The 23,221-nt window shown below is 62.2% G+C and carries 22 protein-coding genes and 1 pseudogene; 11 read left to right on the top strand and 12 right to left on the bottom strand.

Translation table 11 applies throughout. The annotated features are described in order from the left end of the window. Window positions 1-768 (top strand): helix-turn-helix transcriptional regulator, encoded by a 768-nt coding sequence (locus tag C8K63_RS06625; RefSeq protein ID WP_108215961.1) that lies wholly within the window; start codon window positions 1-3, stop codon window positions 766-768. A 91-nt stretch (window positions 769-859) separates the two neighbouring features. Here C8K63_RS06625 and C8K63_RS06620 read toward each other — a convergent pair whose 3' ends face one another. The 5 genes from C8K63_RS06620 to C8K63_RS06600 all read right to left on the bottom strand — a co-directional run bounded on the left by C8K63_RS06620 (window position 860) and on the right by C8K63_RS06600 (window position 7,044). After that, a complete protein-coding gene (locus C8K63_RS06620; RefSeq protein WP_108215960.1) occupies window positions 860-1,879 on the bottom strand; it encodes a branched-chain amino acid aminotransferase in 1,020 nt (339 codons plus the stop codon). Between the two features lie 208 nt (window positions 1,880-2,087). Next, window positions 2,088-3,470 (bottom strand): dihydrolipoyl dehydrogenase, encoded by a 1,383-nt coding sequence (gene lpdA / locus C8K63_RS06615; RefSeq protein WP_108215959.1) that lies wholly within the window; start codon window positions 3,468-3,470, stop codon window positions 2,088-2,090. Between the two features lie 3 nt (window positions 3,471-3,473). Further along, on the bottom strand, window positions 3,474-4,748 hold the full coding sequence (locus C8K63_RS06610) for a dihydrolipoamide acetyltransferase family protein (RefSeq protein ID WP_108215958.1): 1,275 nt from the start codon (window positions 4,746-4,748) through the stop codon (window positions 3,474-3,476). Further along, on the bottom strand, window positions 4,749-5,807 hold the full coding sequence (locus C8K63_RS06605) for an alpha-ketoacid dehydrogenase subunit beta (RefSeq protein ID WP_108215957.1): 1,059 nt from the start codon (window positions 5,805-5,807) through the stop codon (window positions 4,749-4,751). 1 nt (window position 5,808) lies between these two features. Further along, complete coding sequence (locus C8K63_RS06600; protein ID WP_108215956.1) at window positions 5,809-7,044, bottom strand: 3-methyl-2-oxobutanoate dehydrogenase (2-methylpropanoyl-transferring) subunit alpha; 1,236 nt, start codon at window positions 7,042-7,044, stop codon at window positions 5,809-5,811. 185 nt (window positions 7,045-7,229) lie between these two features. Here C8K63_RS06600 and bkdR point away from each other — a divergent pair, with 185 nt between their 5' ends. After that, window positions 7,230-7,715, top strand: a complete 486-nt coding sequence (gene bkdR / locus C8K63_RS06595; protein WP_095944115.1) for a Bkd operon transcriptional regulator BkdR — start codon at window positions 7,230-7,232, stop codon at window positions 7,713-7,715. A 98-nt stretch (window positions 7,716-7,813) separates the two neighbouring features. Here the strand turns inward: bkdR and C8K63_RS06590 are convergent, their stop codons facing one another. Then, on the bottom strand, window positions 7,814-8,677 hold the full coding sequence (locus tag C8K63_RS06590) for an MBL fold metallo-hydrolase (protein WP_108215955.1): 864 nt from the start codon (window positions 8,675-8,677) through the stop codon (window positions 7,814-7,816). Between the two features lie 103 nt (window positions 8,678-8,780). Between C8K63_RS06590 and C8K63_RS06585 the strand changes: the two genes are divergently transcribed. From C8K63_RS06585 to nahK, 6 genes and pseudogenes are all read left to right on the top strand, one after another. Then, window positions 8,781-9,122, top strand: coding sequence for a helix-turn-helix transcriptional regulator (locus tag C8K63_RS06585; protein WP_108215954.1), 342 nt, complete (start codon window positions 8,781-8,783; stop codon window positions 9,120-9,122). Between the two features lie 174 nt (window positions 9,123-9,296). Next, a pseudogene (locus tag C8K63_RS06580) lies at window positions 9,297-9,443 on the top strand (FAD/NAD(P)-binding protein); the annotation flags it as partial. 12 nt (window positions 9,444-9,455) lie between these two features. Beyond that, window positions 9,456-10,262 (top strand): sulfite exporter TauE/SafE family protein, encoded by an 807-nt coding sequence (locus C8K63_RS06575; protein WP_108215953.1) that lies wholly within the window; start codon window positions 9,456-9,458, stop codon window positions 10,260-10,262. Between the two features lie 250 nt (window positions 10,263-10,512). Continuing rightward, a complete protein-coding gene (locus C8K63_RS06570; RefSeq protein ID WP_108215952.1) occupies window positions 10,513-11,697 on the top strand; it encodes a porin in 1,185 nt (394 codons plus the stop codon). Window positions 11,698-11,851: 154 nt separating this feature from the next. Then, complete coding sequence (nosP, locus tag C8K63_RS06565; protein ID WP_108215951.1) at window positions 11,852-13,009, top strand: nitric oxide-sensing protein NosP; 1,158 nt, start codon at window positions 11,852-11,854, stop codon at window positions 13,007-13,009. Continuing rightward, window positions 12,939-15,572, top strand: a complete 2,634-nt coding sequence (gene nahK, locus C8K63_RS06560; RefSeq protein WP_108215950.1) for a hybrid sensor histidine kinase/response regulator NahK/ErcS' — start codon at window positions 12,939-12,941, stop codon at window positions 15,570-15,572. Before nosP ends, nahK begins: the two co-directional genes overlap by 71 nt. Window positions 15,573-15,680: 108 nt before the next feature. Here nahK and C8K63_RS06555 read toward each other — a convergent pair whose 3' ends face one another. From C8K63_RS06555 to C8K63_RS06530, 6 genes are all read right to left on the bottom strand, one after another. Next, the gene (locus tag C8K63_RS06555) at window positions 15,681-16,346 is read right to left on the bottom strand and encodes a response regulator transcription factor (RefSeq protein WP_108215949.1); all 666 of its coding nucleotides are present in this window, start codon (window positions 16,344-16,346) and stop codon (window positions 15,681-15,683) included. 56 nt (window positions 16,347-16,402) lie between these two features. Continuing rightward, window positions 16,403-16,960 carry a PQQ-dependent catabolism-associated CXXCW motif protein gene (locus C8K63_RS06550; protein ID WP_108215948.1) on the bottom strand — a complete coding sequence of 186 codons (558 nt, stop codon included), beginning with the start codon at window positions 16,958-16,960 and terminating at the stop codon, window positions 16,403-16,405. Window positions 16,961-17,186: 226 nt separating this feature from the next. Further along, on the bottom strand, window positions 17,187-17,978 hold the full coding sequence (locus C8K63_RS06545; RefSeq protein WP_108215947.1) for an ABC transporter permease: 792 nt from the start codon (window positions 17,976-17,978) through the stop codon (window positions 17,187-17,189). After that, window positions 17,975-18,706 (bottom strand): ABC transporter ATP-binding protein, encoded by a 732-nt coding sequence (locus tag C8K63_RS06540; RefSeq protein WP_108215946.1) that lies wholly within the window; start codon window positions 18,704-18,706, stop codon window positions 17,975-17,977. Before C8K63_RS06540 ends, C8K63_RS06545 begins: the two co-directional genes overlap by 4 nt. Further along, window positions 18,703-19,662, bottom strand: a complete 960-nt coding sequence (locus C8K63_RS06535; protein WP_108215945.1) for a YVTN family beta-propeller repeat protein — start codon at window positions 19,660-19,662, stop codon at window positions 18,703-18,705. The genes C8K63_RS06540 and C8K63_RS06535 overlap by 4 nt, the downstream gene beginning before the upstream one ends. Before the next feature lie 30 nt (window positions 19,663-19,692). Then, entirely contained in the window at window positions 19,693-20,877 is a 1,185-nt protein-coding gene (locus C8K63_RS06530; protein ID WP_108215944.1) for an ABC transporter substrate-binding protein, read from the bottom strand. A gap of 210 nt (window positions 20,878-21,087) precedes the next feature. On the opposite strand from C8K63_RS06530, the gene pedF reads away from it, so the two are divergent. From pedF to C8K63_RS06515, 3 genes are read left to right on the top strand one after another with little or no spacing between them, the layout of a single operon-like run. Further along, the gene (gene pedF / locus C8K63_RS06525; protein WP_108215943.1) at window positions 21,088-21,549 is read left to right on the top strand and encodes a cytochrome c-550 PedF; all 462 of its coding nucleotides are present in this window, start codon (window positions 21,088-21,090) and stop codon (window positions 21,547-21,549) included. A 3-nt stretch (window positions 21,550-21,552) separates the two neighbouring features. Beyond that, window positions 21,553-22,428 carry an ABC transporter substrate-binding protein gene (locus tag C8K63_RS06520; RefSeq protein ID WP_108215942.1) on the top strand — a complete coding sequence of 292 codons (876 nt, stop codon included), beginning with the start codon at window positions 21,553-21,555 and terminating at the stop codon, window positions 22,426-22,428. Between the two features lie 10 nt (window positions 22,429-22,438). After that, complete coding sequence (locus tag C8K63_RS06515) at window positions 22,439-23,200, top strand: quinoprotein dehydrogenase-associated SoxYZ-like carrier (RefSeq protein WP_108215941.1); 762 nt, start codon at window positions 22,439-22,441, stop codon at window positions 23,198-23,200. Window positions 23,201-23,221 lie beyond the last annotated feature (21 nt).

The raw sequence follows: 23,221 nt of genomic DNA, 5'->3' as shown, positions 1-23,221 counted from the left end.
ATGAGCGCAGAACAACACGACATTGGCGTCTCGCAGGTGGCGGCAGCCATCGCCGAGCCTGCACGGACGAAAATCCTCTGTTCGCTGATGGACGGCCACGCCCGCACCAGCACCGAACTGGCGGCGGTGGCCGAAGTCAGCGCGTCGACGGCCAGTGCCCACCTGGCCAAACTCAAGGAGCTGGCGCTGGTACGGTTGCACGTTCAGGGACGTCATCGCTATTACAGCCTGGCGGACAAACGCGTGGCCCAGGCCCTGGAGGCGCTGATGGGGATCGGCCAGAACACCGCGCCAAGCTTCCAGTCGCGTACCCCGGATCGCCTGCAATTTGCCCGCACCTGCTACGACCACATGGCGGGCACCCTGGCCGTGCTGTTGCATGACCGGATGCTCGAAGCGGGCTGGCTTGAGGAAACCGACGAACAGGCCTATCGCTTGAGTGACAGTGGCTCGGCAATGTTTCAGGGGCTCGGGATCGAGGTACAGGACTTGAGCACCTTGCGCCGCCGCTTTGCCTGCCCGTGCCTGGACTGGAGCATGCGTCGGCCGCATCTGGGCGGATCGCTGGGCGCGGCATTGCTGCAAACGGCGCTCAAGCGCAAGTGGGTGACGCAGGATCTGGACAGTCGCGCGTTGGCGTTGACGGCGTTGGGGCGCAAGGAGGTGGCGGGGCGGTTCGGGGTTGAGTTGCGGTTGGATATTGAGGAGAAGAGCAAAAGATCGCAGCCTGCGGCAGCTCCTACAAGGGTTGAGGGGCAGCCATTGTAGGAGTTGCCGCAGGCTGCGATCTTTTCATTCGGCCACGAAAAAGCCCCCCATCGGTCACCCGATGGGGGGCTTTTGTGCGTCTGGCGTCAGGTCAAACCTTGACGATCCAGCCCGCTGGCGCTTCGATGTCGCCGGTTTGCACGCCGGTCAGCTCCTTGTAGAGCTTCTGGGTGATCGGGCCGACTTCGGTTTCGCTGTGGAACACGTGCAGGTGGTCGTTGTAGTTGATGCCGCCAATCGGCGTGATCACCGCTGCAGTACCGCAAGCACCGGCTTCCTTGAAGTCGGAGAGCTTGTCGATGAACACGTCGCCCTCGATCACTTCCAGGCCCAGTCGCGATTTGGCCAGTTCGATCAGCGACAGACGGGTGATGCCCGGCAGTACCGATGGCGAGTTCGGGGTCACGAACTTGTTGTCGTGGGTGATCCCGAAGAAGTTGGCCGAACCGACTTCCTCGATCTTGGTATGGGTCAGCGGATCCAGGTAGATGCAGTCGGCGAAATGCGCCTTCTTGGCCTGGGAGCCCGGCATCAGGCTGGCGGCGTAGTTGCCACCGACCTTGGCGGCGCCGGTGCCTTGTGGCGCGGCACGGTCGTAGCTGGAGATCAGGAAGTTGTGCGGGGTCAGGCCGCCCTTGAAGTAGGCGCCGACCGGGATGCAGAAGATCGAGAAGATGAACTCCGGCGCGGTACGCACGCCGATGTTGTCACCCACGCCGATCACGAACGGGCGCAGGTACAGCGCGCCGCCGGTGCCATACGGCGGGATGAAACGCTCGTTGGCGCGGACCACGTCCTTGCATGCTTCGACGAATTGTTCGGTGGACACCTGCGGCATCAGCAGGCGACCGCAGCTGCGCTGCATGCGTGCGGCGTTCCGGTCCGGCCGGAACAGGTTGATCGAACCGTCCTTGCAGCGGTAGGCCTTCAGGCCTTCGAAGCACTGCTGGCCATAGTGAAGGGCAGTGGAGCCTTCGCTGATGTGCAGCACGTTGTCTTCGGTCAGGGTGCCTTTGTCCCACTCGCCGTTACGCCAGTGCGACAGATAGCGCTTGTCGGTCTTGATGTAGTCAAAACCCAGCTTGTCCCAATTAATGCTTTCGTTACCCATGACACCCTCTATCACTTAACAACCGCCGAAACGGTTCAAGGCTTCTGACGTTTTTTGGATGGGGACAACAATACTTCATTCCGGGCCCATTTCGCAGCCCAGATTGCGTTCCTTGTAGGAGCGAGCTTGCTCGCGATGGACGTCAACGATAACGCGTCTCGTCTGAATGACCGCGTTGTCCTGACGTTTTTCGCGAGCGAGCTCGCTCCTACAGGTGCAATGCGTGGCCAAGGGCCCGCAACGCCGCTTCCTGCACCGCCTCACCCAGCGTCGGATGGGCATGGATGGTGCCGCCGATGTCTTCCAGCCGCGCGCCCATTTCCAGGCTCTGGGCAAACGCCGTGGACAGTTCCGACACGCCGACGCCCACCGCCTGCCAACCGACAATCACATGATTGTCGCGACGGGCGACCACGCGCACGAAGCCGCTTTTCGATTCCAGCGTCATCGCCCGACCATTGGCGGCGAACGGGAAGCTGGACACGATGCAGTCCCAGCCTGCGGCCTTGGCTTCGTCCGGGGTCTTGCCGACCACCACCAGTTCCGGGTCGGTGAAGCATACGGCGGCGATAGCGGTCGGGTTGAACTCGCGGGATTTACCGCTGATCAGCTCGGCGACCATCTCGCCCTGGGCCATGGCCCGGTGCGCGAGCATCGGTTCGCCGCTCAGGTCGCCGATGGCATAGACGTTGCGCATGCTGGTCTGGCAGCGGCTGTCGATCTTGATCGACGAACCGTTCATGTCCAGGTTCAGCGCTTCGAGATTCCAGCCCTGGGTGTTCGGCTTGCGACCGACGGCCACCAGCACCTGATCGGTTTCCAGGTTCAGGGTCTCGCCGTCCGGTTCCAGTACCTGCAAGGTATTGTTAGAAGAATCAAAGCCTTGCACGCTGTGTTTCAAGTAAAGCTTCACGCCGAGTTTTTTCAGTTCGTCGTGCACAGGCTGGGTCAGTTCGGCGTCGTAGGCCGGCAGGATGCGCTCCTGCGCTTCCACCACGCTGACTTCGGCGCCGAGCTTGCGATAGGCAATGCCCAGCTCCAGGCCGATGTAACCGCCGCCGACCACGATCAAGCGCTTGGGCACGGAGGTCGGCGCCAGGGCTTCGGTGGACGAGATGATCGGCCCGCCAATTAGCAGCATCGGCAGGTCGACGCTCCTGGAGCCGGTAGCCAGCACCAGGTGTTCGCACTGGATGCGCGTGTCGCCGACGTCCACGGTCTTGCCGTCGATGACCTTGGCCCAGCCTTGTACGACCTGAACCTTGTTCTTTTTCAGCAGCGCCGCGACGCCGGTGGTCAGGCGATCGACGATGCCGTCCTTCCACTCGACGCTCTTGGTGATATCGAGGGTCGGTGCCGAAACGCTGATGCCCAGGGCCGAATGCTGATTGTGATGCCGGGTCTGGTGGAACTGCTCGGCGACATGAATCAGCGCCTTGGACGGAATGCAGCCGATGTTCAGGCAGGTGCCGCCCAGGGATTGGCCTTCCACCAGAATGGTCGGGATGCCCAACTGGCCGGCACGGATCGCGGTCACATAACCGCCGGGGCCGCCGCCGATGATCAACAGTGTGGTATTGAGGGTCTGCATGACTTACTCCACAAACAGGGTCGCAGGTTGTTCGAGCAAGCCACGAATGGCCTGGATGAAGAGCGCCGCGTCCATGCCGTCGACCACGCGGTGATCGAAGGAGCTGGAGAGGTTCATCATCTTGCGGATCACGATCTGGCCTTTGATCACCATTGGCCGTTCGACGATCTTGTTCACACCGACGATCGCCACTTCCGGCAGGTTCAGCACCGGCGTGCTGACGATGCCGCCCAAGGCGCCGAGGCTGGTCAGGGTGATGGTCGAGCCGGACAACTCATCGCGGCTGGCCTTGCCATTGCGTGCAGCGCTGGCCAGGCGAGCGATTTCCGTCGCGCTGTCCCACAGGCTGCGGGCTTCGGCGTGACGCACCACCGGCACCATCAGGCCGACATCGCTCTGGGTCGCGACGCCGACGTGTACCGCACCGAGGCGGGTAATGACCTGGGCTTCGTCGTCGTAACGGGCGTTCATCTGCGGGAAGTCACGCAGGGCGACGACCAGGGCGCGGACCAGGAATGGCAGCAAAGTCAGCTTGCCACGGGTGGCGCCATGTTTTTCGTTGAGGTGCGCGCGCAGCTCTTCCACAGCCGTCACGTCGATTTCTTCGACATAACTGAAGTGGGCGGCACGCTGGGTGGCGTCTTGCATGCGCTGGGCGATCTTGCGGCGCATGCCGATCACCGGTATCTGCTGCTCATCGGTACGTTGGGCGTAAGCTGCCGCCACCGGTGCCGAAGCGTTCGACTGACCCTGAGCCAGGTAGGCTTCGAGATCTTCGTGCAGTATGCGGCCGGCCGGGCCGGTGCCACGCACCAGGCGCAACTGAATACCGAGGTCCAGCGCATGCTTGCGCACGGCCGGGGAGGCCAGCGGACGCTCATCGGCTTCGCGAGCGACCATCGGGCCCTGGCAAACGGCAGCTTTCGGCGCCGGGGCAGCGGCCGGTTTGCTTTCAGCCACGGCTTCAACTTTGACTGCGGCCACCGGGGCTTCTTTAACAGGTGCCGGTTGCGCCGATTCCTTAACGTTGCCCGCGCCTTCGACTTCAATGCTGATCAGCACGCTGCCGACCGCCATGACTTCGCCCGGCTGGCCGCCAAGGGCAATCACCTTGCCATGCACCGGCGACGGAATATCCACCATCGCTTTATCGGTCATGACATCGGCCAGTACCTGATCTTCGACGACCATGTCGCCGACCTTGACGTGCCACTGTGACAATTCAACTTCTGCAATGCCTTCACCAATGTCCGGCATTTTAATGACGTGCGTGCCCATTCAGACCTCCATGACCCGTTTCAACGCCGCGCCCACTCGGGACGGGCCTGGGAAATACGCCCACTCTTGCGCGTGCGGGTAAGGGGTGTCCCAACCGGTGACGCGTTCGATCGGCGCTTCCAGGTGATGGAAGCAATGCTCTTGCACCAGCGACACCAGTTCGGCGCCGAAACCGCAGGTGCGGGTGGCTTCATGAACCACGACGCAGCGGCCGGTTTTCTTCACCGATTTGACGATGGTTTCCAGGTCCAGCGGCCACAGGCTGCGCAGGTCGATGACTTCGGCATCGACGCCGCTTTCTTCAGCGGCTACTTGCGACACGTAGACGGTGGTGCCATAGGTCAGCACGGTGACGTCCTTGCCCGGACGGGCGATCGCAGCAACGTCCAGTGGTACGGTGTAGTAACCGTCCGGCACCTGTGCCGCGGGGTGTTTCGACCATGGGGTTACCGGGCGTTCGTGGTGGCCGTCGAAGGGACCGTTGTACAGGCGTTTGGGCTCAAGGAAGATCACCGGGTCATCGTTTTCGATGGAGGCGATCAACAGGCCTTTGGCGTCGTAGGGGTTGGACGGCATGACGGTGCGCAGACCGCACACCTGAGTGAAGAGTGCCTCGATGCTCTGGCTGTGGGTCTGGCCGCCGTAGATGCCGCCGCCGCAAGGCATGCGCAGGGTCATCGGTGCGGTGAACTCGCCAGCCGAGCGATAACGCAGGCGGGCGGCTTCGGAAATGATCTGATCGTAGGCCGGGTACACGTAGTCGGCGAACTGGATCTCCACCACCGGGCGCAGACCGTAGGCACCCATGCCCACGGCGGTACCGACGATGCCGCTTTCGGAAATCGGCGCGTCGAACACCCGGGAGGTGCCGTATTTGCTCTGCAGGCCTTCGGTGCAGCGGAACACGCCGCCGAAGTAGCCCACGTCCTGGCCGAAGACCACGACGTTGTCGTCACGTTCAAGCATCACATCCATGGCCGAGCGCAGGGCCTGGATCATGGTCATGGTGGTCGTGGTCATGGCGGTTTCCAGCTCGATTTTGTTGTTGTGATCGTTCATGTCAGATCCCCAACTCCTGACGCTGGCGCTTCAAGTGCTCCGGCATCTCTTTGTAGACGTCTTCGAACATGGTCGCGGCGCTCGGAATCTGGCCGCCGGCGAGGGTGCCGTACTGTTCGGCTTCTTTTTGTGCGGCGATCACTTCGGCTTCCAGTTCGGCGCTGACGGCGGCGTGTTCCTCTTCGGACCACTGGCCGATCTTGATCAGGTGCTGCTTGAGGCGTGCAATCGGATCACCCAGCGGGAAGTGGCTCCAGTCGTCGGCGGGACGGTATTTGGACGGATCATCGGAGGTCGAGTGCGGGCCGGCACGGTAGGTGACCCATTCGATCATGGTCGGGCCGAGACCGCGGCGCGCACGTTCGGCGGCCCAGGCAGAAGCGGAGTAGACCGCGACGAAGTCGTTGCCATCGACCCTCAGGGAGGCAATGCCGCAACCGACGCCACGACCGGCGAACGTGGTGGCTTCACCACCGGCAATCGCCTGGAACGTGGAAATCGCCCACTGGTTGTTGACCACGTTGAGGATCACGGGAGCGCGGTACACGTGGGCGAACGTCAGGGCGGTGTGGAAATCCGACTCGGCGGTGGCGCCGTCGCCGATCCACGCCGAGGCGATTTTGGTGTCGCCCTTGATCGCCGAGGCCATGCCCCAGCCCACGGCCTGAATGAACTGGGTGGCGAGGTTGCCGGAAATGGTGAAGAAACCGGCGTCCTTGACCGAGTACATGATCGGCAGTTGCCGGCCCTTGAGCGGATCGCGCTCGTTGGACAGCAACTGGCAGATCAGGTCGACCAGCGGTACGTCGCGGGCCATCAGGATGCTTTGCTGGCGGTAGGTCGGGAAGCACATGTCGTCGATGTTCAAGGCCAGGGCCTGGGCGCTGCCGATGGCTTCTTCGCCAAGGCTTTGCATATAGAACGACATCTTTTTCTGACGCTGGGCGACCACCATGCGGTTGTCGTAGATCCGCGTCTTGAGCATGGCGCGCATGCCCTTGCGCAGGATCGCCACTGGCACGTTTTCAGCCCAGGGGCCGTGGGCATTGCCCTGGTCGTCGAGCACGCGGATCAGGCCGCGGGCCAGATCAGCGGTGTCAGCCGGTTCAACGTCGATTTGGGGTTTGCGCACCGTGCCTGCATCGGTCAGATGCAGGTAGGAGAAGTCGGTTTTGCATCCTGGACGGCCCGAGGGTTCGGGGACGTGCAGGCGCAGCGGTTCGTACGCTTGGGTCATGGCTTCTACGCTCGATCTTGTGAATTTCTTGTAGTGAGCTGACAGATTTCGTTCGGTAGAAGAAATCTTGTCCTACAACAATCATAGGCCCGGCCAAGAAGAATATTTCTCTCTGTTTCGTTGCGTTGAAGGTCATTTGCAGATAAAAAACCTGCATAAGCATAAAAAACAGGTGGTTTTGTCTCATGCGTAAACTGGACCGTACTGACATCGGCATTCTCAACAGCCTTCAGGAGAACGCCCGCATCACCAATGCCGACCTCGCACGCTCGGTGAACCTGTCGCCGACGCCGTGTTTCAACCGGGTCAAGGCCATGGAAGAACTGGGAGTGATCCGCGAGCAAGTGACGCTGCTGGATGCCGACCTGCTGGGATTGCACGTGAACGTGTTCATTCACGTCAGCCTGGAAAAGCAGGTAGAGGAGGCGTTGCAGCATTTCGAAGAAGCGATTTCCGATCGCCCCGAGGTGATGGAGTGCTACCTGATGGCCGGCGACCCGGACTATCTGATCCGGGTGCTGGTGCCGACCATCCAGTCGCTGGAGCGCTTCATGATGGACTTTCTGACCAAGGTGCCGGGGGTGGCGAATATCCGTTCGAGCTTTGCGCTCAAGCAGGTGCGCTATAAGACCGCGCTGCCGTTGCCGGCGAATGGGCTGACGTTGCCGTAGGAGCGAGCTTGCTCGCGAAAAACCTGAGGGCGCCCGGGGGCGTCAGGTTTTGCGCGTTATCGTTGGCGTTTTTCGCGAGCAAGCTCGCTCCTACAGGGTCAGAGTTGATTCAGGGGGACTTTCAGATACCTGACGCCATTGTCTTCGGCCGGCGGCAAATTCCCCGCCCGCACATTCACCTGGATCGCCGGCAGCAACAGCGTCGGCATGCCCAGCCCGGCATCACGCCGGATGCGCATGTCGACGAAGGCGGCTTCGTCGATGCCGTCGCGCACGTGGATGTTGCTTTTGCGTTGTTCACCCACAGTCGTCATGTACTGGGAGGAACGGCCCTCGGGCGGGTAGTCGTGGCACACGTACAGGCGCACGCTGGCGGGGAAGGCCAAGAGCTTGTGGATCGAGGCGTACATCTGGTTGGCATTGCCGCCGGGAAAGTCGCAGCGCGCGGTGCCCACGTCCGGCATGAACAGCGTGTCGCCGACCAGGATCACATCGTTGCCGATCAGGTAGGCCATGTCCGCCGGGGTATGACCGGGCACGTGCAGGGCGGTGGCCCTGAGGTTGCCGATCATGAACGATTCATCGGGGGCGAACAGGTGATCGAACTGCGATCCGTCGACGCAAAAGGCAGGCTCCAGATTGAACAGCGCCTTGAACACGTCCTGCACCTTGCTGATCGACTCGCCAATGGCGATCTTGCCGCCCAGTTGCCCGCGCAGGTAGGGAGCGGCGGACAGGTGATCGGCGTGGGCGTGGGTTTCCAGCAGCCATTGCACCTGCAAGTGACGGGCGCGGACGAAGGCGATGATTTTGTCGGCCTGGGTGGTCGCGGTACGCCCGGAGGCCCCGTCGTAATCGAGCACCGGATCGACAATCGCACACTGCCCGCCATCCGCCTCGTAGACCACGTAGCTGTAGGTCGAGGAGGCGGGGTCGAGGAAAGCTTCAATCAGCGCGGGCATGGACACGGACCTGTACGGGGGTAGAAAAGTCAGTCATGGGTTGCAACACTTTATGTAAAAACATAATGTTCGCAGCTTAAGTGACGTTGAAGGCATCCTGCAAATGCAATCCAGTCTGACCGAATGCGAAGTCGCTCAACTGCGCGCCTCGGCCTCCAAGGCGTGTGCGCTGCTCAAGGCCCTGGCCAATGAAGATCGCCTGTTGATCCTGTGCCAGTTGACCCAGGGTGAGCGCAACGTAGGCGATCTGGAAAAAATGACCGGCGTGCGCCAACCGACCCTGTCCCAGCAATTGGGCATCCTGCGCGATGAAGGACTGGTCGCCACCCGTCGTGAAGGCAAGTACATTTTTTACGGTCTTGCCAGTCACGAAGTGATCCAGGTGATGAAAACCCTCTCCGGGCTTTATTGCGGGGCGGTGCTTAAAAGCTGGGTTCAATCTTAATGCCAGCTAACACACCGAACCTGTAGGAGCGAGCCTGCTCGCGATGGACGTAATGACACCGCGTTTATACAGATAACACGCGTAATCGTTAGCGACCATCGCGAGCAGGCTCGCTCCTACAGTAGTTTTGTATTGCGGCTGGAAGAAATTTGCCTGCAGCAAAAGGAACAAGCAATGAACGATCAACACTGGGGCCCATCCATCAGTGCAGATATCGTGGTGATCGGCGGCGGCACGGCGGGCATTGGCCTTGTCGCCAGCCTGCTCAAGCGTAGCCCGCATCTGAACATCACCGTGATCGAACCCGACTCCCGGCACTACTGAGAACTCCCTATGTTGCTGGCAAGTCTGTTTGGCGTAGTGATGGGGTTGGTGCTTGGCTTGACCGGCGCTGGTGGCGGTATCCTTGCGGTCCCGGCCCTGGTGTTGGGGTTGGGCTGGAGCATGACCCAGGCCGCTCCGGTGGCGTTGTTTGCGGTGGGCAGTGCGGCAGCGGTCGGCGCCATCGATGGTTTGCGCCATGGCCTGGTGCGTTATCGCGCGGCGCTGCTGATCGCGGCGTTGGGCGCGGTGTTTTCGCCGGTGGGCATTTATTTTGCCCATCAGTTGCCGGAAAAAATCCTGATGATCCTGTTCAGCCTGCTGATGGTCGTGGTGGCCGGGCGGATGTTGCGTCGCGAGCGCAAGGACGAGGGCCCCAGCGATCACGGTCACGCCAACTGGGGCCAGAAGAACTGCATGCTCGATCAACAGACCGGGCGCTTTTCCTGGACCGCCAAATGCACCGCGACCCTGGCCGCGCTCGGGGCAGTGACCGGCGTGGTCTCGGGATTGCTGGGGGTGGGCGGCGGCTTTCTGATCGTCCCGGCGTTCAAGCAACTGACCGATGTGCAGATGCGCGGGATCATCGCCACCTCGCTGATGGTGATCAGCCTGATTTCCGCCATCGGCGTGATCGGCGCCTTCCAGGCCGGGGTGCGCATCGACGGTTCGGGCATTGCCTTCATCGTCTCCAGCATCGTCGGCATGATCATCGGCCGCAAGCTCTGCGCCCGGGTGCCGGCGCGGGCGTTGCAGGTCGGGTTCGCCAGCATCTGCGTCGTGGTCGCTGCGTACATGCTGATAAAAGCGGGCGCTTGACTTGTAGGAGCCCGGCTTGCCGGCGAAGGGGGCTTCAAGTGCGCCTTCTCCGGTAAGCCGGCTCCTGCGAAAAGCGGTTCTTTACAACTTTAGTGGCTTGCCCTGCCGACAAGCGGTCGTACGCCATAGTGGTCACGCACCGCCGGCCACTCCAAAGCACCTGAAAACCACCCCCAAGGCAGCGTATGGCGCCGCCGGTCAGGTTTCGATAATCGCCTCCGACACTCAGTCCCCCGTTTCGGAGCGCGCCATGCACAACAATAAGAACGTCACGCATCGTTTTCTGCCGGCCTTTATCGCCAGCCTGTCGGCCCTTGGCCTGAGTCAGGTGGCCGGGGCGGATATCATGCTGTACGACAAGGACCAGACCACGTTCTCCACCGACGGCTACATCAACGCCTTCTACGTGAACAGCGATGTCGACCGCGCCGGCGATCAGTTCGACCGTCGACAGTCGCGGGTCAAAATGGGGTTCCTGCCCAACTACCTGGGATTCAACATGGGCAAGCAGGTAGACGATCTCAAGCTCGGTGCTCGCGCCTCGTTCTGGGTCACCATCAACGACAGCCAGACCAACGGCACCGACACCGCCATCGATGTGCGGCAGTTCTTCGGCACCGTGGCCAATCCGGAGTGGGGCGAAGTGCTGATCGGCAAAGACTTCGGGCTGTTCGCCCGTTCCAACATCCTGCTCGACGAAATGCTCGCCGGTTACGGTCAGGTCAGCGATACGTTGGGGCTGGTGGATGGCGGCGGGGTGTCGTTCGGCAACATTGGCACCGGTTACCCGTATCCGTTCCCGACCTCGCAGATCACCTATCGCACCCCGGTGATGGACGGTCTGCGTGTGGCGGTCGGCATCATGGACCCGGTGGATACCAACGACAGCAGCCCGACGGGCAAGGCCTATCAGGAAAACCCGCGTACCGAGAGCGAAGTCACCTATCAGTTCGACCTGGCCGGGGCAAAGATCTACAGCTGGCTCAACGGCAGCTACCAGACCTCGGACAACACCGATGCCACGGTCGAGACTGTCACCTCCAAGGGAGTCGGTTATGGTGTGCAGGCGAAGATGGGCGGCTTGTCCCTCACCGGGTCGGGTTTCCAGGCCAAGGGCATCAACCCGTTTTTCACCAACAATGCCGGCGAGCCGACCCTGCGCAACGTCGACAGCGACGGCTACCTGATGCAGGGCTCCTACAAACTGGGCAAGAACCGCCTGGCCTTGTCCTACGGCAAGACCAACGACGATGGCAACGGCGTGGTCGGCAGCGGCGCGGATTACGAGACCCGCGGCATCGCGTTGTTCCATGACGTGAACGACAACCTCAAGCTGGTGGCCGAGTACAACCAGTTCGAAATCAACGGCCACGACACTGACGAACAGAACGAAGACACCGACACCTTTGCCGTGGGCGCAGTGCTGACCTGGTAACCCCGGGAGGTGGCCCTGGCCGTGCGCATCGCGGCAAGGGTCGCCAACCGTCTCATCCCATCGAAGCGGCTACCCGCTACCCAAGTAGCATTCGTCGCCCCCCACAGACTTCGTACACTCGTGCCTCATACACACGCACCTGCGGGAGGTAAGGATGCAGCAGAGCGAAGGCGTCGTCAGTGCAATGTCCCAGGCCACCGATGCCCGGCAGGTCGCGCAGGAACTGGCCCGACAGTTGTTGCATCCGCACCTGGGGTTCGTGCTGTTCTTCTGTTCCGCCGAGTACGACTTGCAGGCGCTGGGCCAGGCCTTGCAGCAAAGCTTCGGCGGCATTCGCCTGGCGGGCTGCACCAGCGCCGGGGAAATCACCCCGCTGGGCTACGGACGCAATTGCGTGACGGCGGTGGGCTTCGATCACCGGCACTTTTCCATCGCCATCGAGCTGATCGACCAGATGGAGCACTTCAGCCTGATCGACGCCCAGCAGATGGTCGAGCGCCTGGTCAGCGGCTGTCGCAGCAACACCCTGGCCCCGATCAAGGGCAACAGCTTTGCCCTGACCCTGCTCGATGGCCTGTCCAGCCGCGAAGAAATGGTCCTGGCGGCCTTGAGCGCAGCATTGGGCGACATTCCGCATTTCGGCGGCTCGGCCGGCGACGACAACTACCTGACCCATACCCATGTGTACTTCGGTGGCGAGTTTCACAGCGGCGCAGCCGTGGTGGTGCTGGTCAATACCTGGCTGGATTTCGAAGTGTTCACCACCCACCACGTGCTGCCCCGCGCCGAGAAGTTGGTGGTCACCGGAGCCGACAGCGCCTCACGGCGGGTCTTCGAGCTCAATGCCGAGCCGGCCGCCGCCGAGTACGCCCGGCACATCGGCGTACCGGTGGCGCAGCTCGATCACCGGGTCTTCGCCGCGCATCCGTTGGCGGTGCGGATCAACCAGCAGTACTACGTGCGGGCCATCCAGCAGGTGCATCCGGACCTGAGCCTGAGTTTCTACTGCGCCGTGGAAAACGGCATCGTCCTCACCGCCATGACCCCGGGGCCGATGCTGCCGAACCTGCAGAGCCTGTTCGAAGGGTTGCAGGAGCGCCTGGGGGATTTGCTGCTGACCATCGGTTGCGACTGTTTCCTGCGGCGTCTGGAACTCGAAGACGACGGCAGCCTCGATCAGATCGGCTCGTTTTTGCGTGAGCAACGGGTGATGGGTTTCAACACCTATGGAGAACAGTTCAATGGCATGCACATCAACCAGACCTTCACCGGCGTTGCCATTGCCCGCGGCCGTGCCCCAGGACATCGCTGAGCTGCAGGCCGAACTGGCCGGGCTGCGCCTGGAAAACCATAAACTGCAGCGCATCAATGGCGCGCTGATCGAACGGGTCGAGTCTGGGGTGACCCGCGGCAACGATCCGTACGCGGCATTCCAGCATTCGGTGGTGCTGGCCGAGCAGGTGCGCGAGCGTACCGATGCCTTGAATCAGGCCATGGCCGAACTCAAGGCCGGTAATCATTTGCTCAGCGAAGCCCGCCTGCGCGCGGAAACGGCGCATCAACACCTGATCGATGCCATCGAAAGCATTTCCGACGCCTTCGTGCTGTTCGACGCCGAGCAGCGCATCGTGCTGTTCAACAGTCGCTTCAAGGCTTTCTGGAGCAACAGCCGAGTGCGGATCAATGCCGGCATGCGCCTGACCGAGGTCAAGCGGTTGATGATGAACAACGGCCTGTTCACCGAAGAGTCGCGCGGGCATGCCGACGAAAACCTGCTGTACCGCCTGCAGAACGGGCGCTGGCTGCAAGTCAGCGAGCGGCCGACCCAGGAAGGCGGGCGGGTGATTCTGTTCACCGACATTACCGACGTCAAACTCAGCGAAACCGTACGCCGTGAGCAGGCGGTGGCGCAGAAGTCCCATCTGTTGCAGCGGGCGGTCGACAACCTGTCCCAAGGGGTGGCGATGGTCAGCGCCGAGGGCATTCTTGAATTATGGAACCGGCGTTTCCTGGAGTTGAGCGGCCTGGCGCCGGTGGCGGCCCATCGCCCGTTTGCCGAAGTGATCGCCGACAGCGAGTTGAACCTGCTGACCCCGGCCAGTCGCGATGGCAACGGACGACCGGTGCGCGAATGCGAGCAGCGCCTGTTCGATGGCCGGGTCCTGGAAATTCGCACCCATCCGTTGCCCACCGGTGGTTTCGTCAACACCTTCACCGACATTACCGAACGCTACCAGCACGCCGAGGCGTTGAGTGAAAGCGAACACTGGATTCGGCTGATCACCGATCACGTACCGGCATTGATTGCCTACCTCAATGCCGACCTGGTCTACGAGTTCACCAACAAGGTCTACGAAGAATGGTACTGCTGGCCCCGCGGCGTGATGCTCGGCCAGAGCTTGCGTGAAGTGCACAGCGAACAGCATTACCAGCGGCTGGAGCCCTACGTGGCCAGGGCACTGGCCGGCGAGAGCGTGACCTTCGAGTTCGCCGAAACCAACGTCAACAACCAGGAGCGCTACATGCTGCGTTCCTATGTGCCCAACCGTCTGGCCAGTGGCGAGGTGGTGGGGATTTTCGTGCTGATCCGCGACATCACCGAACGCCGCCGCACCGCCGAGGCGCTGCATCAGGCGTATCAGAACCTGGAGCTGCGGGTGCGCGAGCGAACGGCGGAACTGACCACCCTCAACGACCAGCTGCTGCGCGAGATCGATGAGCGGCGCCTGGTCGAGTCACGCTTGCGCGAGGCCAAGCAGGAAGCCGAGCAGGCCAACCTGTCGAAGACCAAGTTCCTCGCCGCTGTCAGTCACGACCTGCTGCAACCGTTGAATGCCGCGCGACTGTTTACCAGCGCCTTGCTTGAACGGCGCGAGCCGATGTCCAGCGAGATTCTGGTGCGCAACGTGAGCAATTCCCTGGAAGATGTGGAGAACCTGCTCGGCACCCTGGTGGACATTTCCAAGCTCGATGCGGGGGTGATCAAGGCCGACATCGCGCCGTTCGCCCTCAGTGAACTGCTGGACAACCTGGCCGCCGAATACACCCAGGTGGCGCGCAGTGAAGGCCTGCAACTGCACTTCATCGGTTGTTCGGCGCTGGTGCGCAGCGACATCCAGTTGCTCGCGCGGATTCTGCGCAACCTGCTGAGCAATGCGATTCGCTATACCTGCAGTGGTCGCGTGGTACTCGGTTGCCGGCGGCATCATCAGTGCCTGACGATCGAAGTCTGGGACAGCGGCATGGGCATTGCCGAGCATCGCCTGGAGGAGATTTTCCAGGAGTTCAAGCGCGGTGATGTGCAGCGACCCGATCAGGATCGCGGCCTGGGCCTGGGCCTGGCGATTGTCGAGAAAATTGCCGGCATCCTCGGGCATCGCATTCATGTGCGCTCGTGGCCGGGCCGGGGCTCGATGTTCTCGGTCGAAGTGCCGTTGAGCGCCACCGCGCCGAAACCGCCGCCGACGTTGCAGATGAGCGAGCCGATGCTCGAGCGCCTGCGCGGTGCACGGATCTGGGTGCTGGACAACGACGCGACCATCTGTGCCGGCATGCGCACCTTGCTGGAGGGGTGGGGGTGTCAGGTGGTGACGGCGCTGTCGGAGGAGGATCTGGCGCGGCAAGTGGACAACTATCACGCCGAGGCCGACCTGCTGATCGCCGACTATCACCTGGACAACGACCGGAATGGTGTCGATGCGGTGGCAAGAATCAATGCCCGTCGTGCCTCACCGATTCCGGCGATGATGATCACGGCCAATTACAGCAATGAACTCAAGCAGCAAATCCGCGAACTGGGCCACACCCTGATGCACAAGCCGGTGCGGCCGATGAAGCTGAAGACGGCGATGAGTCATTTGCTTGGCCGGCCTTGAGATCTCGGCGTTTTCACTACCGCTATCGCGAGCAGGCTCACTCCTACAGGTACATCGCTGTCCCTGTAGGAGTGAGCCTGCTCGCGATGGAGGCGCCGCGGTCTTGAATCAACGCCGCAGATATGACCCGAAATCAATATCCCCGGCACTCAGGATCGCCTGCACCCGGTTGTGCACGTTGAGCTTGCGCAGGATCGCCGAGACGTGGGCCTTGACCGTGGTCTCGGCGATTTCCAGGGTGTAGGCGATCTGCTTGTTCGATTCGCCCTTGGTCATGCGTTCCAGCACCTGCAGTTGCTTGCGGGTCAGGGCCTGGAGCAGTTCGGGCGGGAAGCTCGGGGTGTCGTTCATCCGTCGGTGGGTGCTGCTTTTGGCGGTGCGGATGATGTCCGGGGGCAGGTAGACATTACCGTTGAGAATCTGCTGGATGGCATCGGTCATCTGGGTGCGGGGTGACGACTTGGTGATGAAACCCACCGCGCCGTAGGTGATGGCTTGCAGCACGATCTGCTTGTCCTGCTCGGCGGAGACAATCACCACCGGAATGGTCGGCGCTTCGTTGCGCAGGTTGATCAGGCCATTGAGCCCGTGCATGCCGGGCATGTTCAGGTCGAGCAGGATCAGGTCCAGATCGTCGTGTTCCTGGGTCAGGGCCAGGGCGCTGTCCAGGTCAGCGGTTTCCATCACTTCGCTGCCGGCAAAACCGTCGCTGATGACGTTGTGAATGGCTTCGCGAAACAGCGGGTGATCGTCGGCAATCAGGATTTTGTACATGGCCTTTCACCTCATTATTTTGATTATGGTGTGGCAACAACACGCACGCGTAAAGCTCAGGGAAAGGGTTCGGGCCGGGCTGGCGAAACCGGCAGCCTGGCCGCTTGCCAGGCGTCCAGGCCATCGCGATACCAATACAGAGTCTTATAGCCCATGGTGGCTGCGCGCTTGACCGCATTCCAGCTCAACCAGCAGTCGGAGCGGCAGTAGAAGACCAGCGGTTGCGTCGGGTCGCCGGCGGTCAGCTTTTTCAGGTTGGCGGCGAAATAGTCCTGCCATTGCGGCGTCAGGTCGCCGTCCCCGGTATTGGCCAGCCAGTGGCTGCCGGGCAGATTTTCATGGGGCTGGTCTTCGATGAATTGCCCTTGCAGCCACTGACGGCGGTAGACATCGATCAGCACCGGGCGCGGGGTTTGGCCGAGCAGCGTTTGCAAGGCGTGGGTGTCGACGATGGTTGCGCCTTGCAGCTGGTCGGGCGTCGGGCTGCGGTACAGGCCGATGCGATAACCCTCGGCGGAGAACAGCGCTGTGTCGGCCTGCGCGGTGCTCAGCAGCAGGCCCAGCGACAGGGCGGCGAGAGTCGGGCGCAACAGGCAACGTCGGGCACGCGGCATGGGTTCAGTCCTTATAGTTATGAACCTATTACATGCCAGTCGGGGGGGCGTTGGGAATGCGACGATAGACAGGGAAACCAGTACTAAAGTAGTAATTTCACCCTGTTCAAAGAAGATCCCCCTGTAGGAGCGAGCCTGCTCGCGAAGGCGTCGTGTCAGTCAGCTCATTTCTTGAATGTGCCGCCGCTTTCGCGAGCAGGCTCGCTCCTACATTGGGAGCGTGTTGTCAGTTGGCTTTGCGCAATGCCGCATGCTGCGGGTTGAAGGTCAGTACGGCGAGCAACGCAAACAGCAGCGTCAGCCCCGTGCACACCGCCAGCGCCAGCGGATTGAAGCGTTCATACAGGGCGAAACGCACCAGCTCCACCGCATGGGTAAACGGATTCACCGCGCACAGCCAATACAGCCACTCGCTGGCCTCGCGCATCTTCCACAGCGGATACAGCGCCGATGACAGGAAAAACAGCGGGAAGATCACGAAATTCATCACCCCGGCAAAGTTCTCCAGCTGACGGATCGCGTTCGACAGCAACAGGCCCAAGGCGCTGAGCAGCAACGCCACCAGCAGCAGGGCCGGCAACGCCAACAACAGGCCCATGGCCGGTGGCCGCACGCCGTAGACCCAGGCAATCGCCAGGAACGCATACACCTGCAACAGCGAAATCAGCGACGTGGCCAGCAGCTTGCTGCACAGCACGAAGGTGCGCGGCAGGGGGCTGGTCAGCAGCACGCGCATGCTGCCCATCTCGCGGTCGTAGACCATCGACAGTGAGCCCTGCATGCCGTTGAACAGCAGGATCATGCAGGCCAGCCCGGGAATGATGTAGACCTCGTAGGGAATGTAGGTGTCGTAGGGCTCGATGATCGCGATCCCCAGCGCTGCGCGAAAACCGGCGGCGAACACCAGCAGCCACAGCAGCGGCCGCACCAGGGCGCTGAGAAACCGCGTGCGTTGCAGCACAAAGCGCAGCCATTCGCGCAGCACGATACCGCGCAAGCATTGCCAGTAAGCAGTCATTGCAGGGCTCCTGTGGTCGTCAGGCGGGTGAAGGCCGAACCGAGGTCACCGCCGTGTTCCAGGCTCAGGGCATCGGCCTGCCCACTGGCCACCAACCGGCCCTGATGCAGGATCAGCAAGTCATCGCTGGGCTGCACTTCGTCGAGCAGGTGGGTGGTCCAGAGCACGCTGATGCGCTCCTCGCGACACAGACTGCGGATGTGCTGGTTGAGCGCCAGGCGACTCGCCGGGTCGAGGCCGACACTGGCTTCATCGAGCAGCAACAGGCGCGGCTCATGCAACAGGGCTCGGGCAATTTCCACTCGACGACGATGGCCGCCATTGAGTTCGCGCACCCGTTCGCGGCGGCGTTCGGTCAGGGCCTGGCGAGCCAGTTCGGCGTCGACCCGAAGATCGGTCTGGCGCCGGGACAGGCCATGCAATGCAGCGTGATAACGCAGGTTCTGCTCGACGCTGAGGTCCAGGTCCAGGGTGCTTTGCTGGAACACTACGCCCAATTGCCTGAGTGCCGGGCGTGCGGCGCTGCGCAATGAATTGCCACCAACGCGGATCTCGCCGTGCTGCAAATCATAGAGCCGGGTCAGCAGGGCAATCAGGGTCGACTTGCCCGCGCCGTTGGGCCCCAGCAGCGCGGCGAAACGCCCGGGTTCCAGGCTGAAACTCACCTTGCGCAAGGCCTCTCGGGAACCGTAGGCGAAGCTCAGGTCGCTGACTTCAAGGGCGTTCATGGCGTCACCACCACGCCCCAGGGATAGCGCCCGACCTTCACCGATTTGCTCACTTTGAGGCTGTCGACATCGATCACCGAGACATCGCCGCTGACGCCGTTGGTGGCCAGCAATTGCTTCTGATCCGGGGTGAACGCCATCTGCCAGACCCGTCGACCCACCAGCAGGTAATCGACAATCTCGAAGGTCTTGGCATCGACCACCGCGACATGATTGGCCGGGCCGAGGGCGACGAAAGCGTATTTTCCATCGGCGCTGAGCTTGATGCCCACCGGCTGCACCTTGTCCGGGTGCACGCCCTTGATCTGGAAGTTCAGGGTCTTGAGCACGTTGCGGCTGGCCACGTCGAGAATGGTCACCGTGCCGCCGATTTCCGCTGAGGCCCAGAGCTTCGTGCCATCCGGGGAGAACTCGACGAAGCGCGGGCGCTGGTCCACCAGGGTGCTGTCGGCCAGGGTCTGGGTGCTGGTGTCGATCCAGTGCAGCATGTTGGTGGTTTCGCTGGTGTTGACCGCCCACTTGCCGTCGGGGCTCACCGCCATGCCTTCGGGTTCGACGCCGACGTTGATCTGGCCGAGGACCTTGGAGGTGTCGGTGTCGATCACCGTGACCAGCGCATCGTCTTCGTTGGAGACATACAACCAGCGGTTGTTCGGGTGCAGGGCGAATTGCTCGGGGTCTTTGCCCGAGGGCAGTTCCTTGATGATCTTGCGCGTGGCCACGTCCATCACCTGGACCCGGTCCGAGTCACTGGCGCAGATGTACAACAGCTTGTTGTCATGGGACAGCAGCAGGCCGCGGGGGCGCTGGCCGACGGGCAGGGTGTCGGTGACTTGCAGGGTCTGCAGGTCGATCAGGCTCAGGCTGTTGTCCTTTTCGTTGGAGACCCAGGCAGTGCTGGCAACGGCATGGCCAGCGGCGAGCAGCAAGGTGCAAGAGAGCAGAGTGCGGCGCATGGCGGATTCCTTGTTGTTGTGATGATCGGATCAGGGAAAGCGGCAGCTGACCTCTGGCTTGTCGTAACCCAGACTGTCCATCTCGTTGAAGGGGTGCAGAAAGCCGTCCTGGGGTGACGTACTGACCAGCGCCCGGGGCTGCACGATAGGGATCGGCTGGCGCAACTGGCCGTTCCACGGCCGATAGCTGAGCTTGCGGCCCTTGAAACCGTCGAGGGGCAACTGCTCGCTGATTTCAAGCGTACGGATCGCCATCGGTTCGGCCTGGCGCAGTTTGCTCACGGCGCTGGCGATACTGCGCACGGCCATCCATGCCGCGAAATCGCGGTCGTTCATCCAGCGCCCGGTCAGGGCTTCGAAGCGTTTTTGCAACTGCGCGGCGCCGTAGGTTTCCACGGTCTTGTGCCAGCCCACCGGAGTCAGGCCCTGGGTGCCGGCGACCGGGCGCGGGTACCAGGTCTGGTAGGGCACGTATTCACCGAAGTCGCCGCGTTCATCGGCCACCAGTACCACGTCGTACTCGGCGGTCTGGGTGAACAGCGGCATGTCCGCTTGGGCGCTGCGGCGCTGGTCGTTGTCGAAGCTCCAGGGTTTTTCCGCCACCAGTTGCAAGCCAAAGCGCTTGGCCGCGCGGCGCAGGGCGGCGGCATAGGCTTGATCGTCCGGGGTCGGGCCGACAATCAGCAGCGCCCGCTGCCATTTGCGCGCTACCAGAAACTGCGCCAGTGCATCGGCGAGCATCGCCCGGCTCGGCAAGGTGTGCAGCACGTTCGGCAGGCAATCGTCGCTGCGCAGGTTGTCATCGGGGCTACCGGCGTTGAACAGCAGGCTGTCGGGCAGGGCGGCACTCAATTGGCGCAGGCTGGTGGCGGGGACATTCACCACAAACAGGCGCAGGCCTTGTTCGTGCTGAGCCTTCGCCGCTTCGAGCAAGTTCTCGAGGCTGTCGACGCTGGCGCTGACCAGGCTGTAGCCGTGGTTGAGAAAACGCCCGGTGCTGTTGCTGTCGGTGATCGCCAGTTCGGCGCCGCGCAGCCCGGCATCGGTAGGCTCGGGGATGACGTTCGATAACAACGGACCGGGGTCGGGGTGATAACCCAGGTAGCCGATGCGCACCTGCAAGGGCGCATCGGCGGCCTGGCTCTGGGTGGCCAGGCCGGCGGCGCAGGCAATCGCCAGCAGGTAGATCAGGGCGTAAGGGGCAAGCTGGCGCATAAGGCTCTCCATGACCGTTAGCGCCAGCATAGAAAGCCCGTGAGGCTGAGGAAATATGCAGAAAGTACCGGTGGTGTCCATCCAGCGCCTTACTACCAAGGGACTAGGTGGCGACCACCAAAGCAGCATGGGGTGAGTGCGATACCGTTTCTAAGATGGCTGCCATAGCCTCTGCCAAGAGGTTTTGCGTGCAACCCAGAGGGCATAACAATGACAACAAAACGCAACGCCTTGCTCGTGACCGGGCTATTGGCCAGTTTGATCAGCGCAGGTTCCGTCTGGGCCCACGGCAACGTGGTCCCACAAGCCGTGGCCACCCCGGGTCTGACCCCGATCAAGGACGCCGGAGTGCAACTCGATGCCGATGGCTGGGCCGCGGTGAACCCGTATCGCACTGCCCCGGAACACGACAAGGCAGTGGAGATCGGCTCTTCGGCCTACACCCAGAACTGCGCGGCCTGTCATGGCCTGGAAGCCAAGTCCGGCGGTATCGCCCCCGACTTGCGCATGCTCGATGTCGGCGAGGCGGGCGATGAATGGTTCGCCGAACGGGTGCGCCATGGCGCGGTGCGCGACGGTCGGGTGTACATGCCGAAGATGGCCGACTACCTGAGCCAGGAAGCCCTGTGGGCGGTGCGCACTTATCTGGACACCGTGCACGTCGAGGAGTGACCCATGCGCCTGCTCGCGGTGTTGATCAGCGCTCTGTGGCTGTGCTGCCAGGCGGTGCAGGCGCAGGTTCGCAACTACGACGAAATGATCGCCGCCGGGGAGCTGAAGGTGGCGGTCTACAAGGACTTCGCCCCCTATAGTTTTGAAAGTGCCGGAAAGCCCCAGGGTGTCGATGTCGAACTCGCCGAAGCCTTGGCCAAGGCGCTCGGCGTACGCCTGACGCTGATCTGGGCGCCGGCCGGGGAAAAGCTCGACGACGACCTGCGCGATTACATCTGGCGTGCCAGTGCCTTGCACAACCAGCAACTGGCCGACCTGATGATGCGCGTGCCCTACGACCGTGACTACGCGCAAAAGCGCAACGAGTTCGGCGAACTGGTCAACGGCCAAGTGGTGATGTTCGGTCCGTACCAGAACGAGCAATGGCAGGTGGCCTATGACCGTCGGCGACTGGACAAGGTCGCCAGCGTTGCGGTGTTCGAGCATCACCCGATTGGTGTCGAAGTCGACAGCGTGCCGTCGTTCTACCTGACCTCGGTGTTCAACGGCATGCTCGCCGGCAAGACTCATCACTATCCCGGCGTGCCCCAGGCGTTTGCCGCGATGAAGGCCGGTGAGGTCGACGCGGTGATGGCCATGCGCGGCGAGATCGACTGGCAGGTACACCAGGCCGCCGACCCGCAAGTGGCGCTGGCAGAAAACGCCTACCCGAATATGGGCAAGCAGCTCTGGGAGATCGGCATGGCGGTGCACGAAAGCAACCGTCAACTGGCCTATGCCGTGGAAGAGGCGCTGGAAAGCCTGATCCGCGAGGGCTCGGTGAAGACCATCTACGGCCATTACGGCCTGCGTTACGACGTGCCCGAGATGTATCAATAAGGAGCAGGCGATGAAATGGCGAGGGAGTTGTCTGTTGGCCTGCTGGTTAAGCCTGGCGGCACAGGCTGGCGCTATCGATCCCGGCAAAGACCCGGTGCCATCGGTGATGTGGGCTTTCTACCAGCAGCAGTTTCTGGGTAATGCGCCGTTCGTTTTCGATGAGCGGGTCAAGCTGCTGGCGCCGCCGTTTGCCGAAGATGCCCGGCAGGTGCCGCTGGAAATCGACGCCCGGGCATTCAACGGCGAAGTGGTGAAAATCCTTGCCTGGGCAGAGCTGAATCCGTTGCCGAAAATCGTCGACTTCCAGCCGCTGAATTCGGTTCTGCCCTGGCTGTCGTTGCGCATTCGCATCGAACAGGCCACGCCCTTGCGCGCGGCGGTGTTGACCCGCGACGGCGTGTGGCATGTCGGTTCGACCCTGATCGACGCCGCAGGTGGCGGTTGCACCGCGCCGAGCGTGGTACGCAGCCAGCCAGGCTGGGAAGAGCACATCGGCGAAGTGCTCGGTGGGCGCTATCCCCGGGGCGAATTCAGCCGTTTGCGTATGCAGGTGGCTCATCCCATGGACAACGGCATGGTCAGCGGCATCCCGGAATTCTTCATCAACCATGCCGAGTTGCGCGACCACAACGAGCAAGTGCTGGCCCGGCTGGAGCTGTTTCCTGCGGTCAGCGAAAACCCCAACCTGGCCTTCGACATCGAAGGGGCAGGGCAAACGCGCCTGCTGCTACGGGACAACAGCGGCAATGAGTTCGATGCGTCGATACTCTGACCCAAAGAAGCGTGACCCCAA

The organism is Pseudomonas sp. GV085 (assembly GCF_003050925.1).
Taxonomy (GTDB): domain Bacteria; phylum Pseudomonadota; class Gammaproteobacteria; order Pseudomonadales; family Pseudomonadaceae; genus Aquipseudomonas.
Note: the sequence above shows the minus strand (reverse complement) of the source record. Positions and strands in the feature narration are given on the sequence as shown.

Bases quoted from the DNA above. Each gene is read 5' to 3' on its own strand.
- C8K63_RS06625 (WP_108215961.1), top strand. From the start codon at position 1: ATGAGCGCAGAACAACACGACATTGGCGTCTCGCAGGTGGCGGCAGCC.
- C8K63_RS06620 (WP_108215960.1), bottom strand. From the start codon at position 1,879: ATGGGTAACGAAAGCATTAATTGGGACAAGCTGGGTTTTGACTACATC.
- lpdA (WP_108215959.1), bottom strand. From the start codon at position 3,470: ATGCAGACCCTCAATACCACACTGTTGATCATCGGCGGCGGCCCCGGC.
- C8K63_RS06610 (WP_108215958.1), bottom strand. From the start codon at position 4,748: ATGGGCACGCACGTCATTAAAATGCCGGACATTGGTGAAGGCATTGCA.
- C8K63_RS06605 (WP_108215957.1), bottom strand. From the start codon at position 5,807: ATGAACGATCACAACAACAAAATCGAGCTGGAAACCGCCATGACCACG.
- C8K63_RS06600 (WP_108215956.1), bottom strand. From the start codon at position 7,044: ATGACCCAAGCGTACGAACCGCTGCGCCTGCACGTCCCCGAACCCTCG.
- bkdR (WP_095944115.1), top strand. From the start codon at position 7,230: ATGCGTAAACTGGACCGTACTGACATCGGCATTCTCAACAGCCTTCAG.
- C8K63_RS06590 (WP_108215955.1), bottom strand. From the start codon at position 8,677: ATGCCCGCGCTGATTGAAGCTTTCCTCGACCCCGCCTCCTCGACCTAC.
- C8K63_RS06585 (WP_108215954.1), top strand. From the start codon at position 8,781: ATGCAATCCAGTCTGACCGAATGCGAAGTCGCTCAACTGCGCGCCTCG.
- C8K63_RS06575 (WP_108215953.1), top strand. From the start codon at position 9,456: ATGTTGCTGGCAAGTCTGTTTGGCGTAGTGATGGGGTTGGTGCTTGGC.
- C8K63_RS06570 (WP_108215952.1), top strand. From the start codon at position 10,513: ATGCACAACAATAAGAACGTCACGCATCGTTTTCTGCCGGCCTTTATC.
- nosP (WP_108215951.1), top strand. From the start codon at position 11,852: ATGCAGCAGAGCGAAGGCGTCGTCAGTGCAATGTCCCAGGCCACCGAT.
- nahK (WP_108215950.1), top strand. From the start codon at position 12,939: ATGGCATGCACATCAACCAGACCTTCACCGGCGTTGCCATTGCCCGCG.
- C8K63_RS06555 (WP_108215949.1), bottom strand. From the start codon at position 16,346: ATGTACAAAATCCTGATTGCCGACGATCACCCGCTGTTTCGCGAAGCC.
- C8K63_RS06550 (WP_108215948.1), bottom strand. From the start codon at position 16,960: ATGCCGCGTGCCCGACGTTGCCTGTTGCGCCCGACTCTCGCCGCCCTG.
- C8K63_RS06545 (WP_108215947.1), bottom strand. From the start codon at position 17,978: ATGACTGCTTACTGGCAATGCTTGCGCGGTATCGTGCTGCGCGAATGG.
- C8K63_RS06540 (WP_108215946.1), bottom strand. From the start codon at position 18,706: ATGAACGCCCTTGAAGTCAGCGACCTGAGCTTCGCCTACGGTTCCCGA.
- C8K63_RS06535 (WP_108215945.1), bottom strand. From the start codon at position 19,662: ATGCGCCGCACTCTGCTCTCTTGCACCTTGCTGCTCGCCGCTGGCCAT.
- C8K63_RS06530 (WP_108215944.1), bottom strand. From the start codon at position 20,877: ATGCGCCAGCTTGCCCCTTACGCCCTGATCTACCTGCTGGCGATTGCC.
- pedF (WP_108215943.1), top strand. From the start codon at position 21,088: ATGACAACAAAACGCAACGCCTTGCTCGTGACCGGGCTATTGGCCAGT.
- C8K63_RS06520 (WP_108215942.1), top strand. From the start codon at position 21,553: ATGCGCCTGCTCGCGGTGTTGATCAGCGCTCTGTGGCTGTGCTGCCAG.
- C8K63_RS06515 (WP_108215941.1), top strand. From the start codon at position 22,439: ATGAAATGGCGAGGGAGTTGTCTGTTGGCCTGCTGGTTAAGCCTGGCG.